The organism is Leptospira bouyouniensis, assembly GCF_004769525.1.
In the GTDB taxonomy this organism is placed as follows: Bacteria; Spirochaetota; Leptospiria; order Leptospirales; family Leptospiraceae; genus Leptospira_A; species Leptospira_A bouyouniensis.
Genome location: NZ_RQFT01000011.1, coordinates 295,653 through 311,252, shown reverse-complemented (window position 1 = coordinate 311,252; position 15,600 = coordinate 295,653). Strand labels below are relative to the sequence as shown.

At 39.4% G+C, this 15,600-nt stretch carries 16 protein-coding genes; 6 read left to right on the top strand and 10 right to left on the bottom strand.

The features are described from left to right. Window position 1: 1 nt before the first annotated feature. The 7 genes from EHQ43_RS13135 to rplU form a co-directional block, all read right to left on the bottom strand. On the bottom strand, window positions 2–640 hold the full coding sequence (locus tag EHQ43_RS13135) for a nicotinate-nicotinamide nucleotide adenylyltransferase (protein ID WP_135771430.1): 639 nt from the start codon (window positions 638–640) through the stop codon (window positions 2–4). Further along, complete coding sequence (locus EHQ43_RS13130) at window positions 609–1,874, bottom strand: glutamate-5-semialdehyde dehydrogenase (protein WP_135771429.1); 1,266 nt, start codon at window positions 1,872–1,874, stop codon at window positions 609–611. Before EHQ43_RS13130 ends, EHQ43_RS13135 begins: the two co-directional genes overlap by 32 nt. Before the next feature lie 3 nt (window positions 1,875–1,877). Next, window positions 1,878–2,744: a glutamate 5-kinase gene (gene proB, locus EHQ43_RS13125; RefSeq protein WP_135754164.1), complete on the bottom strand. Its 867-nt coding sequence runs from the start codon at window positions 2,742–2,744 to the stop codon at window positions 1,878–1,880. After that, window positions 2,731–3,756 (bottom strand): GTPase ObgE, encoded by a 1,026-nt coding sequence (obgE, locus tag EHQ43_RS13120; protein ID WP_135771428.1) that lies wholly within the window; start codon window positions 3,754–3,756, stop codon window positions 2,731–2,733. The genes proB and obgE overlap by 14 nt, the downstream gene beginning before the upstream one ends. A 77-nt stretch (window positions 3,757–3,833) precedes the next feature. Continuing rightward, entirely contained in the window at window positions 3,834–4,091 is a 258-nt protein-coding gene (gene rpmA / locus EHQ43_RS13115; protein ID WP_015678054.1) for a 50S ribosomal protein L27, read from the bottom strand. A gap of 3 nt (window positions 4,092–4,094) precedes the next feature. Then, window positions 4,095–4,424, bottom strand: a complete 330-nt coding sequence (locus EHQ43_RS13110; protein WP_135742055.1) for a ribosomal-processing cysteine protease Prp — start codon at window positions 4,422–4,424, stop codon at window positions 4,095–4,097. Continuing rightward, window positions 4,425–4,733, bottom strand: a complete 309-nt coding sequence (gene rplU, locus EHQ43_RS13105) for a 50S ribosomal protein L21 (RefSeq protein ID WP_012388757.1) — start codon at window positions 4,731–4,733, stop codon at window positions 4,425–4,427. Window positions 4,734–4,851: 118 nt separating this feature from the next. On the opposite strand from rplU, the gene typA reads away from it, so the two are divergent. Beyond that, complete coding sequence (typA, locus tag EHQ43_RS13100; RefSeq protein WP_039928969.1) at window positions 4,852–6,654, top strand: translational GTPase TypA; 1,803 nt, start codon at window positions 4,852–4,854, stop codon at window positions 6,652–6,654. 153 nt (window positions 6,655–6,807) lie between these two features. On the opposite strand, the gene EHQ43_RS13095 is transcribed toward typA, so the two are convergent. Next, entirely contained in the window at window positions 6,808–8,256 is a 1,449-nt protein-coding gene (locus EHQ43_RS13095) for an AsmA family protein (RefSeq protein ID WP_135771427.1), read from the bottom strand. A gap of 71 nt (window positions 8,257–8,327) precedes the next feature. After that, window positions 8,328–8,756 carry a hypothetical protein gene (locus tag EHQ43_RS13090; protein ID WP_135754162.1) on the bottom strand — a complete coding sequence of 143 codons (429 nt, stop codon included), beginning with the start codon at window positions 8,754–8,756 and terminating at the stop codon, window positions 8,328–8,330. Between the two features lie 47 nt (window positions 8,757–8,803). Between EHQ43_RS13090 and EHQ43_RS13085 the strand changes: the two genes are divergently transcribed. The 4 genes from EHQ43_RS13085 (at window position 8,804) to EHQ43_RS13070 (ending at window position 13,919) form a co-directional block, all read left to right on the top strand. After that, window positions 8,804–9,808, top strand: coding sequence for a hypothetical protein (locus tag EHQ43_RS13085; RefSeq protein ID WP_135771426.1), 1,005 nt, complete (start codon window positions 8,804–8,806; stop codon window positions 9,806–9,808). Between the two features lie 174 nt (window positions 9,809–9,982). After that, window positions 9,983–11,803 (top strand): GAF domain-containing SpoIIE family protein phosphatase, encoded by a 1,821-nt coding sequence (locus EHQ43_RS13080; RefSeq protein WP_135742051.1) that lies wholly within the window; start codon window positions 9,983–9,985, stop codon window positions 11,801–11,803. Between the two features lie 10 nt (window positions 11,804–11,813). Next, window positions 11,814–13,241 carry an ammonium transporter gene (locus EHQ43_RS13075; protein WP_135742050.1) on the top strand — a complete coding sequence of 476 codons (1,428 nt, stop codon included), beginning with the start codon at window positions 11,814–11,816 and terminating at the stop codon, window positions 13,239–13,241. A gap of 39 nt (window positions 13,242–13,280) precedes the next feature. Continuing rightward, window positions 13,281–13,919 (top strand): LIC11874 family lipoprotein, encoded by a 639-nt coding sequence (locus EHQ43_RS13070; protein WP_135742049.1) that lies wholly within the window; start codon window positions 13,281–13,283, stop codon window positions 13,917–13,919. A gap of 1 nt (window position 13,920) precedes the next feature. Here the strand turns inward: EHQ43_RS13070 and EHQ43_RS13065 are convergent, their stop codons facing one another. Continuing rightward, window positions 13,921–14,667, bottom strand: coding sequence for a menaquinone biosynthetic enzyme MqnA/MqnD family protein (locus tag EHQ43_RS13065; RefSeq protein ID WP_135754159.1), 747 nt, complete (start codon window positions 14,665–14,667; stop codon window positions 13,921–13,923). Window positions 14,668–14,737: 70 nt separating this feature from the next. Here EHQ43_RS13065 and EHQ43_RS13060 point away from each other — a divergent pair, with 70 nt between their 5' ends. After that, window positions 14,738–15,598, top strand: coding sequence for a CheR family methyltransferase (locus EHQ43_RS13060; RefSeq protein WP_135742047.1), 861 nt, complete (start codon window positions 14,738–14,740; stop codon window positions 15,596–15,598). Window positions 15,599–15,600: the final 2 nt, after the last annotated feature.

The following is a 15,600-nucleotide window of genomic DNA, read 5'->3' as shown; positions in this document are numbered from 1 at the left end:
GTTAATGATTCGACAAATTTTGTCCTAAAAATTTTAAAAACAATTCTTTTGTCTTTGGTAAAATTGAATTTAGTTCCAACTCATCATTCGGTTTATTCCGAATTGATTGGCTACTCATCGTGACGATGGGATTATCTAATACAATCATTTGATCTGCAGAAATAAAGTTAGGACATTCGATAGAATTTGGAACATTTGTATGACGTCTTACAACAATTAACTTATCAATCAGTTCTAATATATTTTGGTATGATTTCCATTGGTGAAATTGGCTTAAATTGTCTTCACCGATTACTAAAGAAATTGGATTGTTTTTTTCAATGAGTTGTAATGTTTTAAGAGTATCAATTGTGAAACTAATTTGATCCTTTTTAATTTCTTCATCCCAAAGGATTACATTGGTTGATAAAAATGATTCAAATTCAGCTAAACACAATGACCATATTTCATCTTTAGAAAATTTTTTTTCATTTAGTTTAAAAGGGGAAACATAATTAGGACAAATATATACTTTGGAAGTAGGGAATTGTTTTAAGATATTTGAAAGCACATGCCTATGCCCTATGTGAGGAGGATTAAAACTACCTCCAAACAAAATGACATTTAATTTATCCTCTGACTTGGCCTTTTCCTGTGACATATGTTGTTGTTGTAGTTAAGTGGATAAGTCCCATAGGCCCACGTACATGAAGTTTACCAGTCGAAATTCCTACTTCAGCCCCGAGTCCATATTCACCACCGTCATGAAAACGAGTGGAACAATTAACAAAAATTGCTGCACTATCGAGTTCTTTTTGAAAGGTTTGGATCTCAGTTACATCTTCAGACAAAATACATTCGGTATGACCCGAACTGTACATTCGAATATTCTCGATGGCTTCTGTTACCGATTCCACAAGCTTCACACTGAGTCGAGTATCTAAAAATTCTGTAAAAAAATCTTCCTCTGTTGCTTGTTTGGCGGAAGGAAAGATTTTTGTAATGGATGAATCTCCTAAAATTTGGATTCCAGCCGTTTGCAATTCTACCAATAATTGTTTCAGATTAGGGTAGTCTTTATGAATGAAGAGATTTTCTAATGCATTACATACCCCAGGTCTTTGAACTTTGGAATTGATTAGAATTGGAAGCACAATTTCTGGATTTGCTTCTTTCGAAAGATAAAGATTTGTGACACCTTTGTCATGTTTGATGACAGGAATTTTACTATTTTCCGATACAAAACGAATGAGAGCTTCACCACCCCGAGGTACAATCACATCAATCAAATCATCCAATTGAAAAAAGGGAATCATGGCTTCTCTATTTGTATTTTCTACAAAGGTCACTACGTCTTTTGTAACGCCTGATAACTTTTTTTCTTCGATCGCTTGATGGAAAATTGTAGAAAGGATTAAATTGGAATGAAAGGCTTCACTACCGCCACGTAAAATACATGCATTGCCAGATTTAAACGACAATGAGGCTATATCAATGATCACATTTGGTCTTGATTCAAATATGGTCATGACAACACCGATTGGAACTCGTTTTGTAAGAAGTTCGAGTCCATTAGGAAGGATCGTACCACGCACAACTTCGCCCACTGGATCTGGGAGGTTACGAATTTCTTCGATACTTTTTGCCATTGATTGAATGCGTTTTGAATCAAGGAGTAGGCGGTCCATCATCGAAGAAGATAAACTCTTTTCTTTCCCATTTTTTAGATCGATTTGGTTTTTTTCGATAATCGCAGATTCATTTGCTAAGATGAGTTCTTCGACTCGTTTTAAAACCGAGTTTTTTTCTAAAGTGGTTAAAGCTTTTAAGGATCGACTTGCTAACTTAGCTTTGGTTGCTAAAGAGATTGCATAGTTAGTATTTTCATCTGCCATAATTTACTCCGTAGGGAAAGAAAAGAAATGGGATTGGATTTCGGATGCGTTAGGAGTACGATGAAGTGATGATTCGTCTGCAACTAATGTTCCAAACGTTTCCATATCAAAAAATTGGGAAATAGCATGTTTTTTTTCACCGTTTACAATTCCTGTTTTGATTCCATACGGTAATAAAAGTTTGGCAGCATTAATTTTTGTAAACATTCCGCCAGTTCCAGGGCCAGAAGGACCCGTAGCCAATTTTTCCGTATCTTCTGTAATTTCAGTAAACAAATCAATTTTTGAATTTCCTTTTAAAAATCCATCAACGCCTGTTAGGATAAGAAGTAGGTCGGCTCCGACAATGGATGCGACAATGGCTGAAAGGATATCGTTATCTCCTAAATTAATCTCTTCGGTAGAGACAGAATCGTTTTCATTGACAATGGGTAAAATTCCCCAATCGAGAAGTTGGCGGAAGGTTTGTTTTAGGTTGGTAAAACTTTTTTCTTCGTTTAGATCCTTTCTTCCGAATAGAATCTGGGCAATTGGAATATTCACACGACTAAAAAAACTTTCGTAAAGATTAAGAAGTTTGTTTTGTCCCATGGCAGCAAACGCCTGTTTTTCGGCCAAACTCGTTTTTCCATTTGGAATAGGTTCTCGACCATGTTGTTCAGCTAATAGTTTTTTCCCTTGTGCAATTGCACCAGAAGAAACTAAAATCACTTCTTTCCCTTGTTCACGAAGGGACCGAATGTCGCCGACTAAATCGTATAAAAAATCATTAATTTTTGATTCTTCGCCAGATACACGTGCGCTTCCTATTTTAACAACAATGAGTTTTGCTTTCCTTATGGAATCTAAAAAATCCTTACGTGTTTTCATAAACTAACTTTGCTTTTTCGGGAAAAAATACTTTGTCTATCCTTTCGAGTAAATAATCTAAATTGAATTCTTTGTCCGCTGAAATACAAATGATTTCCCCTAAATGGGAATACTTTTTTTGAATTTCTTCGGTAAAACTAGGGTCATTTTCCCATATGTCCATTTTGTTGATCACAAGAAGGAATTTTTTTTGGAGTAGGGAATCATTATAATTTCCTAGTTCGCTTCGAAGCATTTCCAATTCTTCTTCCAGTTGTAAATTCCCACCATCAAAAAGAAATATGATCCCTTGGACTCTTTCAATGTGTTTGAGAAAACTGATCCCAAGGCCAACACCTTTGGATGCTCCTTCGATGATTCCTGGGATATCAGCTACTGTATAACGAAACAAGTCTTCATGTCTATGCACCACACCAAGGTTAGGGGAAAGGGTAGTGAATGCATAACCAGCAATTTTTGGATGTGCATGGGTAATTTTGGCAAGTAGGGTCGACTTACCAGCGTTAGGAAGACCTACAATTCCAATATCGGCTAATAATTTTAATTCTAATCTTAAGGAAAATGCGCCACCATCTTCTCCAGGTTGGCTATAACGAGGTGCTTGTTGGACAGAAGTTTTAAAAAAAGTATTCCCTTTGCCACCTCGACCTCCCGTAGCGATTGTAAAACTTTCGCCGTCATGATTAAAATCGTAGATGAGCTCCATTGTGATGGCATCTATGATCTGGGTACCAATGGGAACTTTTAGGATGAGGTCTTCCCCATTTTTTCCATTTCGGTTTTGACCAAGCCCTGGTTCACCATCTTCTGCCGCATACATTCGATCTGGTAGGTAATTTTCCAAGGTCATCATCCGACCTTCCGCAACGAAGATCACATCTCCACCTTTGCCTCCATCACCTCCATCAGGTCCTCCAAATTCGACAAATTTCTCTTTGTGAAAATGGACAGACCCTGCCCCTCCGTGTCCGGCTCGTATTTGGATGGGTACTTCGTCGATAAATCCGCTCATAATGTCCTTTGGTCAAAAAAAAACCCGTTTAAGGGAGTCCTAAAACGGGTTTTGTCCTCTCATTTGTAGGAGAGGATTTAAGCTTTCGGGTAAACGGAGATTTGTTGTCTTTCTTTGGTTACATGTTCGAAAGTCACAACCCCGTCAACGAGTGCATACAGAGTATGGTCACGACCAATCCCTACGTTTTTTCCAGGCTTGTATTCAGTTCCTCTTTGGCGAACGATGATGTTTCCAGCAATTGCTTGTTGGCCACCGTAAACTTTTACACCAAGTCTTTTCGATACCGAATCACGACCGTTCTTTGTGGATCCCCCACCTTTTTTTGTAGCCATTGTTTACCCCTTTATTAGTTCGTCGTGGATGGAAATCGCAGATGCATGAGAGTTTTCTAAACTTTTTAGTCCGAATTCCACCATCGAAAGTAGGTTTTGGAAACCATCCCTTTTGTCCGGTTTGACTAAAAACGATAAATAACCGTCTCTTTTTGTTTCCGATTCCAAACTGCCTTGTGATGCTAAAAACGAGTGAGCACTCTGAACGAGAGTGGAGACCCCTGCACACAAAAGATTTTCGCCTTTCGAACCTAAGTCCGTTGGAGAATGTCCTTCCAGTTGGATTCCTGCGATTTTCCCTCCTATTTCTTTAAAAATTGTACTATAAATCAATTAACCGCTGATCGAAACCACTTGTAGTTTTTGGAGTTGTTGTCTGTGGCCCCAAGACTTCTTGTAGTTCTTTCTTTTTTTGTATTTGAAACCGTGGATTTTTTCACCCTTACAGTCCTCCAATACTTTTAAAGTGACTTTGGCACCAGACAATGCTGGGGAACCGATGTTCACTTTGTTATTATCGGAAAGGAGTAGGACTTTCGTTTCTACTGTGCTTCCAACCGTGTTTCCTGTTTTTTCTGCGACGAATACCTGGTCAGGAGACACTTTAAATTGTTTGGCTCCAAGTTCAATGATGGCGAACATATAACTATCCTAATCTCTTTCTCGAATGTAGTTCTTACCAGGATTTCTGACAGGCACCTCTTGTCAAACTGAAATCCCCATTTACAGCCAAAGTGGATTGGAATTTCTGGTAAAAACAATGGAAATTCGCAACATCGCCATCATCGCACACGTCGACCACGGTAAGACGACACTTACAGATTGTATCCTTCGCCATACGGGCGCCGTAACCGCAAAAGAAGACCGAGAAAGAATCATGGATTCCAATGCATTGGAACAAGAAAAAGGGATCACCATCCTTGCCAAGAACACTTCGGTAAAGTACAAAGGCACACGCATTAATATCGTAGACACTCCAGGCCACGCTGACTTCGGAGGAGAAGTGGAACGAGTTCTGTCCATGACAGACTGTACATTACTTCTTGTCGATGCTTTCGACGGACCAATGCCTCAAACTCGTTTCGTTTTGGGTAAATCACTCCAACTTGGACACAAACCAATCGTTGTTGTGAACAAAGTGGACCGTGAGGGAGCAAGGCCAGGATATTCAGTAGACAAAGTATTTGATTTGTTTAGTGACCTAGGTGCCACCGAAGAGCAGTTAGACTTCCCAATTGTGTATGCTTCGGCAAAACAAGGTTGGGCAGTGAATGATCTTTCAGAAGTTCCTGGTGTGAATATAGAACCGATCCTTGACAAAGTTCTTGCCCACGTTCCTCCCGTAAAACGAGACAGTGACAAAGCACTCCAATTCCAAGTCACTGCTCTTGATTACAATGAATATGTAGGTCGTATCGCCATTGGTAAAATTTACCAAGGAACCATGAAAAAAGGTGCAGACGTTACCCTTGCAAAAACCAACGGAACCACTGCAAATTATAAAATTACAAAATTGTATGGATATGAAGGACTCACTCGTTATGAAATCGACGAAGCAGGTTCGGGAGATATCGTAGCAATGGCTGGAATCCCGGACGTATTCATTGGGGATACCGTTTGTGATTTAGGAAATCCACTCCCACTTCCTGCCATCCAAGTAGAAGAGCCGACAGTTTCCATGTTCTTTATGGTCAACAACTCTCCGTTTGCTGGTAAAGAAGGAAAGTTTGTCACAACTCGTAACCTCCGTGAACGTCTGGATCGAGAGCTCGAAACAAACGTAGCACTTCGTTTAGAAGAAACAGAAGACAAAGATCGTTTTAAAATTCTAGGACGTGGAGAACTCCACTTGTCCATTCTTATTGAAAACATGAGACGAGAAGGATACGAACTCCAAGTATCCAGACCGGAAGTGATCATCAAACACAACGAAGCTGGTGAAAAAATCGAACCGTATGAAACACTCGTGATGGACTTACCGGACCAGTACACAGGTGCAGTCATCCAAGAGTTAAACCGCCGTAAGGGGGAACTCACAGGAATGGATGCCCATACTTCAGGAATCACACGTGTGGAATACATCATCCCCACAAGAGGGATCATTGGATTTAGAGGCCACTTCATTTCGGAAACTCGAGGAGAAGGGGTGATGTCTAGCCGTTTCCTACGTTTTGATAAATACAAAGGTGAGATTCCTGGTCGTAAAAACGGAGCTCTTATCTCTATGGACTCGGGTGAATCAACAGCGTATGCACTTTGGAAAGTACAGGAACGTGGAGACCTTTTCATTGAACCACAAGTTGCCGTTTACCCTGGTATGATCCTTGGAATGAACAGCAGGGATTCTGATTTAGAAGTGAACCCAGTGCGTGAGAAAAAACTCACAAACGTAAGGGCTTCTGGTTCTGATGAGGCCATCCGCCTTGTGCCACCAAAGAAACTCACCTTGGAACAATCGATTGAATTTTTGGATGATGATGAATTATTAGAAGTCACTCCACAAAGCTTGCGACTCCGTAAAAAAGTGTTAGATTCCAATATGAGAAAAAGATCCAACAAATAAGGATTGTTTCTCTAAGAAATAAAATACCAAAATCCTGAAAAACCCTTGGGATCAGTGTTTTGGTATCCAATCAAAAAGGGACCGCAAAGATCTTACTCTTCGGTCCCTTTTTTTAGTTCTAGATAAAATGTGAGGGATCTTATCTCTCGACCTTTAAAATCCTAATCCCTTTAAGGCATCTCCTGCACCTGGGATTTTTTTCAATGCATCACCAGCTTTCCCTTTGATCGCTTCTTTTACGGCTCCACCGACGAGATCAGTGAGAGTGCCAAGGCCCACTCCCAGCTCTACATTTGGATTACGGATATCTCCATAGGTGCGAAATGGTATGAACAATCGGTCATCTTTTACTAAATTTCCAACAATTTTATTGCGGAGTGCTTTAGGGTCCCCTTGGCCTTTTGTGGCTTGTTTGATTTTTTCATCCACTGATGCGAGGGATTTTTTGGACTCATCTTCATCATATAACATTCCCATTCTCATTTCATGGTAATTGGTGGTTGTTACGATGTAAGAGCCTTTCGTGATTTGCAGATCATAATTTTTTGTAGGGAATGTCGGTTCGTCAAGGAAGGTAACCTTACCGTTGCTATACTCGACTTTAAAACTGACATCTTTTTTTAATTCTGCCTTTTCTTTGAGTTTGTCAAGTTTGAGACCTGCTTGGTTCAATGCAGGTAATTCTCCAGCGATCGCATCAAAAGCTGCAAATCCAGAAAGAAACGAGTCTTCTTTCATTGTGACTTCATAAATTACTTTTGGATTCACAAGTCCAGTTTTTACAACAAAAGGTGTGACTTTTCCACCTGTTTCGAGTAAAAATTTTGCAGCTTCCTTTTTGTTCCTTCCAATGATTGTGACATCAGCATCAAAATTCACATCAAGACTGTTATGCGAAGCGAGATCACTGCCATCAATATCTATATCCGTAATTTCCAAATCCAATTTTTGGACTAGGATTTGTTGACCCGTTTTACGCATGTTGACTTGTATGTTCCCTTCTTGGATGCCAACAAGTCCCATTTTGATGGCAATGGGAACATCTTTGATGGAAAAAGGACCCGAAGGGGGAGCACTCGCTTTTTCTTTTGCTTCTTCTTCCTCGGCTGCTTTTTTTTCGGCTAAGGCTTCCGAAGAGAGAGCAGGATTTTTTTCGCCATCCACAATTTTAGGAGTTTTGAAAAGGGATGTTAAATTGTTTCCTCCATCTTCATACATGGTGAGAGATATTTCTGGTTGTTTTAACACCAGTTTGTTGACCTTAACCGTCTTTGTCAAAAGGGCGAGAAAAGAAATTTTAACGTCAACTTTGCCTAATTGGATCTGGCCTTTTGGTTTTGATTTCCTTTCGTCTAGTGGAGTTCCTTTGTTTGCGACTTCATCCCTCGGGGCAAGGATGATACCTTCAATTTCTATCCCAGATAAAACATTAAAAAGATTGATATTTACTTTTTCGACATGGGCACGAACATTGAGGGATGATTCAATTTGTTTTACAAGAAAACTTGGAGTGACGATACTCCCTGCTAAAACAAATGCGATGATTATGATTAGAAGAATTGCCGCAAAAAATGCCCCAATTCCATAACCTATTTTTTTCATATTGACTCCTGATTCTAACTAAAACGGTGGAGTCGAGATTAAGTTGAATTTTTGGATCTGTAAAGAAGAATTTAATTCAAAATTCGAACAGAACTAATGATATTGGTTAATTGTTGGAATAGTTCATCTCCCACTTCTTCATCAGAATTGTAAGTGAGAAGGATCATCCTTTCTTTACTTGCAACCATATACACCATCCAAACACGATCCTCTTGTAAAAATTCACAAGCGCGAATCGAGGAACCTTCGTTATTCTCGAAGACTGCAACTTTTTCTGGGTCATAATCGATTTCATGAATTTTAAGATAATTTTCAAGTTCTTTGTCAATGTCGAAATGATCTACTTTTGATTCAAAGGCATATACTTGTAAGGCGCCTCCACCATCAGGATGAAAAAATGCCGGGATCTCTTCCACTACCATATGTTCCCAAGTGACAGGAAAAAGGAAGGAATACCAACCTTGTGGCGAACGAAATTGTTTGTACATTGGTTTTGTCATCAGAAATCCCTTTTCTTTCCAGTAAATCCATGGAGGAATGGCAGTAAATGATTTTCAAATCAAAATGGTATTTGGCAGTTACACTTTCCTGTCTATGGATTTTCCCATCCTCTCCAATCCAAGCACAAATTTCGGGGTATGATGTAACATTTCCTTCAGCCTATTCACTTGGACTTTCCTCCCAAGGTGTCGTGAGTTCAAATTCATTATCTAGTATTTATGGAAATACTGCCTTTTTAACAAACCAAACAAAACATATTTTGGATCTTTCGACAAATGTAAGTTATGCGAATTCAAATTTTTCGCCTTTTTATCTTTCTGGGGCAGGTTATTTTTCATTCTCAGAATCATTTGGATTTGGTGTTCGAGGCAAACCGGTTTATTTACGTTCCTTCCCAACTGACGAACGATTCTCCAATTATACGTTCCAAGCATTTGCGAATTGGAAACTAAACCCTTACATTACTTTTGCCATCCACTTAGGCCCTGGAGTGTCTGGTAGGATTGGAGGTTTTAGTTCTTACTCCTGGAATGTATCTGCATCCATGGCAATCCAATATGATAATTTTCGTTTTGGAATAATTTTAGAATCACCAGGAACATATCGGTATGATGAATATTTAGGTTCAGAACGATTGAAGGAAAAATTACCTGAACGAGCATTAGTTGGAATCGGTTATAAGTGGAATGATTGGATCGATATTCAATTAGAAGGATCAAGGAAATTTTATGAATTCACATCTGTAAGTTTAAATCAATCGAACCAGTACATTCCTTATCCTGTCAGGACAATGTATTCAGGGAATTTAAGTTTGGCCCTTGGGAAAATAGAAACATTTCAGATCTTAACAGGTGTTGGGCGAGAGATTAGGATGGAGAAAAGTTTACGGGGATTTTATACAGCATCAATGGGAGTCGCTGGATCACTGTTTCCAAGTTTGTTTGGAGAAGGTTATTTGTATGCGGTTTCTGTACAAAGGGCAGGTCTCAGTGTAAGGGAGAGGGATGGTGCCGAAACAAGGTTCGCACTTCAATTGCAATTACAGTTCTAATCAAGAACACCATTTGCTTAAATTATAAACATATTGGTTGTTTTCCATAAACAAATGCATTACGATTTGTGCAAAATCCGTCCAGTTTGTAGAGAAATATAGGATATTTTTACTTCTTTAGGCGAGTTGCATCGTCGGTACGATACTTGCATCTAGAAAAGAAAGGTATCCAATATGGTTGATTTCAAAGTTTCCAAACGAATGCTCGTCAACTTCCGCGGACAAAACAAAGTTGTGGGAGGATTAACAGATAAAGATAAAATTGCAATCCTCCTTTATATCTCCAAAGAATTTGCCAATTTAGATAGAGAAGACCAACTCTTTTCCAAGGTCATCCTGATTTGCCAGGAGATTTTCGAATCCGACAACACCACACTTCGGTTATGGGATGGTGAATTTTTAGTCCCCGTAAAATTTGTCAAAGAAACAGAACCTCCTCGAAGGAATTTAACAAGTGGGGAAGGTTATTCAGGAACAGTTTTCGAAACAAAAGAACCAATCCTTGTAAACGATCTTTCCAGGTCGGCACATTACTTCGATGAGGGAGAAAAAACCAAATCAGTTATGTGTGTTCCCATCATGCAAAAGGAAGAAATACTAGGAACTCTAGCCGTAGAAAGTGAAAGGGAAAATTTTTATATCGTTGATGATTTAGAAATTCTTGAAGCTTTAACTTCACAGCTAGCGCTTGCCCTTTACGGTGTTCGTTTGATTGAAGGCCTTGTCACTGCGAGAGCCAGAGAAGCAGCCATTCTCAATCAATTGGAGTGGGATTTGAAGATGGGGCGAAATGTACAAAGCCAAATCCTTCCTCAAGACTTAAGTGCTTGGAATGGAATTTATTTTGCAAGTCACTATGAACCAATGGCAGAAGTCAGCGGGGATTTGGTAGACATCGTAAGACAAGGCCACTCATTAACAGCGATTAACATTGATGTGTCGGGTCATGGAATTCCAGCAGCACTTGTCACGATGGCTATCCACCACCAGTTCAGAAGATCCGTTATGGCAGGGCTTGGTCTTACAGAAATCATGGAGGAGCTTGGAGAAAAATTAAGAGAACAACTCCCAGAATCTACCTACTTTACTGCATTTATGGTGCGTATTTTTAGCGATTATACCTTTGGGTATGTGAATGCAGGCCACCAAAGGATGTTACATTACAAAGCATCCGACGATACTTTCATTCAATATGATACAAAAGGTGTACCACTTGGTATTTTACCAGTTCGGAAAGCTGATTATGAAGAAAAACAAGGGAAATTAGAGCCAGGTGATTTTTTACTTTTAATCTCTGATGGATTTAGTGAACAACGAAATCATTTAAAAGATGAAGTGGGTGTAGAACGTATCCAATCTTGGTTACATGATGAAAGAGAAAAACTTGTCATAGAAGGTAGAGGGAAGGTTGATTTAAAAAAATTATCGGCTTCCTTTATCAAACGATTCCGCGCTTACCAAGGGGACGTCCCGAATGGCGATGATTTGAGTTTTCTCTTTTTATACTGTGGGGATTCAATTCCAGAAGCTTCGCATTACATCCAGTTGGCGAAACAATCCAATTCGAAAATGAAAATGGAAGAAGCATATGCTCAAGCCCTCAAGGCATTTAGTATAGATTCTTCTTTAAAAGAAATTTTAGTTTTTCTCGGAAAAATGTATTACAGAGATGGGAAATACAAAGAAGCCATTCGGTATTTAGAAGAATACCTTCGAACCTCTGGTGACAATACTGCAGCATCTCATTTTACGATGGGTCGTGCTTATTATAAAGCCGGGATGATTTCTGAAGCAAAACGAGCACTTAAGATGGCCCTTTCGAGTGACCATAGTTTTGCGAAGGCAAGTATACTTCTTGCTCAATGTTATTTAAAAGAAAATGCGAAACCAAAAGCGATTAAGGTATTACAACAAGGCGTAAAAAACACCCCTCAAAGTTTAGAGTTAAAAACTTCACTTTTGAGATTAGAGACACACACGCAAAAAGTCAATTAAGGAAAGTTATATGAAACATTTTGGAATTTATTTTACGTTTTTGACCTTTCTATTTATAGGAAGTGTAAGCGCAGAAACAATCAGTGGCATTGAAAAAGATAGTTTAGAATCGCTAGCGAAAGAAATGGCTGAGATTAAATCGTCTCTTGCCGAAACCAAACTAGCATTAGAAACAACGAAACAGGAAGCAAATTGGGTTTGGACATGTATTGCTGCTTTTTTAGTATTTTTTATGCAAGCAGGTTTCGCCTATGTCGAAGCTGGTTTCACTCGGGCTAAAAATGCGGTGAACATCCTCATGAAAAACTTTTCAGATCTCACAGTGGGTGCCATCGCCTATTGGCTCATCGGTTTTTCCATCATGTTTGGTCCACAAGTATTAGATGGATTCGGAGTTGGTATTCCTTCTTTTGCGGAGGCTCTCATCAATGCAGAAGATGGAAGTATGGATCCATCGAAATATACATTTTTTATCTTCCAAATTGTTTTTGCGGCAACGGCAGCGACCATCGTTTCTGGTGCCATGGCGGAACGGACTAAGTTTTCTGCCTATTTGGTTTTTTCGGTGATCATCACTGCTTTTATTTACCCAGTCTTTGGATCCTTTGCTTGGGGGAGTTTACTCGGAATCTCCACGGGATTTCTTGAAACACTTGGCCTAGGTGGTGGAGACGGTGTTGGGTTTCATGATTTTGCAGGTTCTACGGTTGTGCATAGCATTGGTGCATGGGCTGGGCTTGCTGGTGCAATCGTGGTGGGTCCAAGGATGGGAAAATTCCAAACAGATGGTCGGGTCTATCCGATCCTTGGACACAATATGTCTATGGCAGCCCTTGGTGTTTTTATCCTTTGGTTTGGTTGGTTTGGATTTAACCCTGGGTCAACGACATCCATCGAAGGTGGAAGTTTTGCAAAGATTGCTGTAGTAACCCATATGGCTGCCTGTGCGGGTGCCCTTGGCGCAATGGCACTGACTTGGTATTTATTCAAGAAACCAGAGATTGGTCTCACACTCAATGGTGGTCTGGCTGGTCTTGTCGCCATCACGGCACCTTGTGATAATGTGAGTATTCTCAGTGCTGTCATCATTGGTCTTGTGGCAGGGATTCTTGTCATTGTGTCAGTCCTCTTTTTGGACAATCGCAAAATCGATGACCCAGTCGGTGCCGTTTCCGTCCATGGGGTATGTGGTGCTTGGGGGACTTTGTCATACGGTTTGTTTAGTTTGGACACGGGACTCTTTTACGGGGCAGGTTTTGCACAATTTGCAGCACAAGCCATCGGAGTGGCCACTGCATTTTTCTGGGCATTCCCAGTCAGTTTACTCATGTTTTACCTGATTAAAAAGACAGTCGGACTTCGAGTTTCAGAAGAAGAAGAGTTGTTAGGTTTGGATATCTTGGAGCATGGAAACGAAGCATATCCTGTTTCGAAATAGTCCTTGACCCTAGATTTTCTGTATGGGGAAGTCTAGGGTGTGTTTCGAATTTTTTTATTCTTATTTGTTTTCTGTTATGGTTGTTTTGAATACGAGGAGACTATTCTTTTTCGTAAAATGAGTTCAGGGACTGTTGAGATCAGTTACACAGTTCCTCTTAAAAAAGATTCAAATGAATCATTAATTAAATTTTTACCCACTTCCAAAGAAGAAATTCTAACATCTGTTAAAAAGAAATCGAACAATAATTTGTTAGTTAGGGATTTTACTTTCCGTGAGCTGGAAAAGTCAGAAACCACTGATATGTACTTCAAACGGAAAGGTAAGGTTTCCTATAAACTTGATTTCGAAGACCCTCTTCATCTGGAGGGAGTCCTTATTGGAACATTTTCTATCAAACAAAAACCTCGCTCACTTTCAGTCAAACGGGACTTTCCGAATCTCACTGACAATGCCATCCTTGATTCGAGTGCTGGTGAAAAAAAAATCATCTCAGAAACATCGCGTTTGCTAAAAGAAGGAAAAATCCAATTCAAAGTTTTGTTCCCGAAAGATTCGGAATGTAGTTCGAACCGAGGATTCATTGGTCTTGGAAATTTGGTCTACCAAATTCCATTACAAGAAACTTTAGAAAACCCAGAAGCCAAAACTTGGGAATACAAGATCCGATTTTTTTAAGTCACAGCAAATCTAACTCTTTTGCAGTTTTGATAAATAGGGCAAAACCATCTAAATTTTTTTGTTCTGGGATAAAGTGTAATTCTTGTTTTAAATAACGATCGGTAATGGCGATGGGCAGACGTTTTTCTTCACTGATGATGGAACTCAATTCTTTTAATCCATATTCGAGAGCTGTCAGAAAGATTTGGTTGTCCCACTGTTTCCCTTTTGGATAAGCCCAAAACGCAAAACAAAAATAAAGTCCTGTCAGTCGATTCCACCATTCGGCTAGGTCAATGACTTGATAACCAGGGATTGGTGTTTGTAAGAGGGCATGGTCGCCAAATAACAAATGAGATCCGATCCCTTTTTGCATCATTTCCGAAATTTCTTTTGCATCTGTTGGGATCACTTCTAGTTTTTTTCCGTATTCCAAATGGAAAAGGCATTGTAAGAGGCAAACACTCGAGCGAGAACCTTTGTCTGTGAAAATTGATCCAGGAATTCCTGGATCGTTTTCATTTTTAAAAAATAAGACAGACCGAACAACATCCCTGGCACAAACCCCTACTATTTTGGTGTAGTCGAATTTGTCTTTGTTTCTTTCACATTCAATGGAAGAGACAAGGGCACAGTCAAGTTCACCTTTTTTTAATAATTCGATGAGGACACTTGGATTGTCGTAAACTGGAGTAAAATCTGGAGATCTCTCAAAGTAGAGGGTCAGAGGACGGGCATTTAGGTGTTTTACGATGCCAATTTTCAAGAAGATACCTCCGCTAGAAAAAACAACTTGTCAGAATCAAAAAACTCTGTTGAATCTTCGTGAGGGCAAATTGGACTTTCGAACATCTTTAAACACAATCGGTGATGCCGAGTTTGAATTCATCAAAAATTTAGTGTACAAACAGGCAGGAATTTTCCTTGCACCACACAAAAAAATCATGGTGCAGTCCAGGCTCAATGCAAGGTTACGAACACTAGGGATACCTAGTTTCGAAGATTACGTTGCCAAATTAAAATTGGATCCAAATTTTGCGACCCAAGAGATGCAAGAGCTCATTAATCGCATAACAACAAATAAAACTGATTTTTTTCGTGAAAACCATCACTTTGAATTTTTAAAGAACGAATACTTCCCAAATTTAGAAAAGGAAGCCCAAGAAAATGGTACTCCGAAAACACTTCGAATTTGGTGTTCTGCATCTTCCACTGGTGAGGAACCGTATTCAATTGCGATTACCGTCTATGATTATTTCCAAAACAAACCAGGTTGGAATTGTAAGATATATGCATCCGATATTGATACCCAAGTTCTCATGACAGCAAAAAAGGGAGTATACCGGGACGATCGATTGGAACCTGTGTCAGAAGCACTCAAGAAAAAACACTTCATCCAAACCACAGAAAAAGATCATATTTATTATGAAGCAAAACCTCATCTCAAGGCTCTCGTTGATTTTCGCCAAATCAACTTATTACATTTCCCATTTCCTATCACCGACAAACTAGATTTGATCTTTTGTCGGAATGTAGTCATATACTTTGACAAACCCACACAAAAAACATTATTCCATAATTTTGAAGTGAGTTTAAAACCAAAAGGGTATCTGATTCTCGGTCATTCGGAAACGATGTTTGGAATCTCTGACCAGTTTAAATTTTTAGGCCATACCATTTACCAAAAGAAAACATAAGA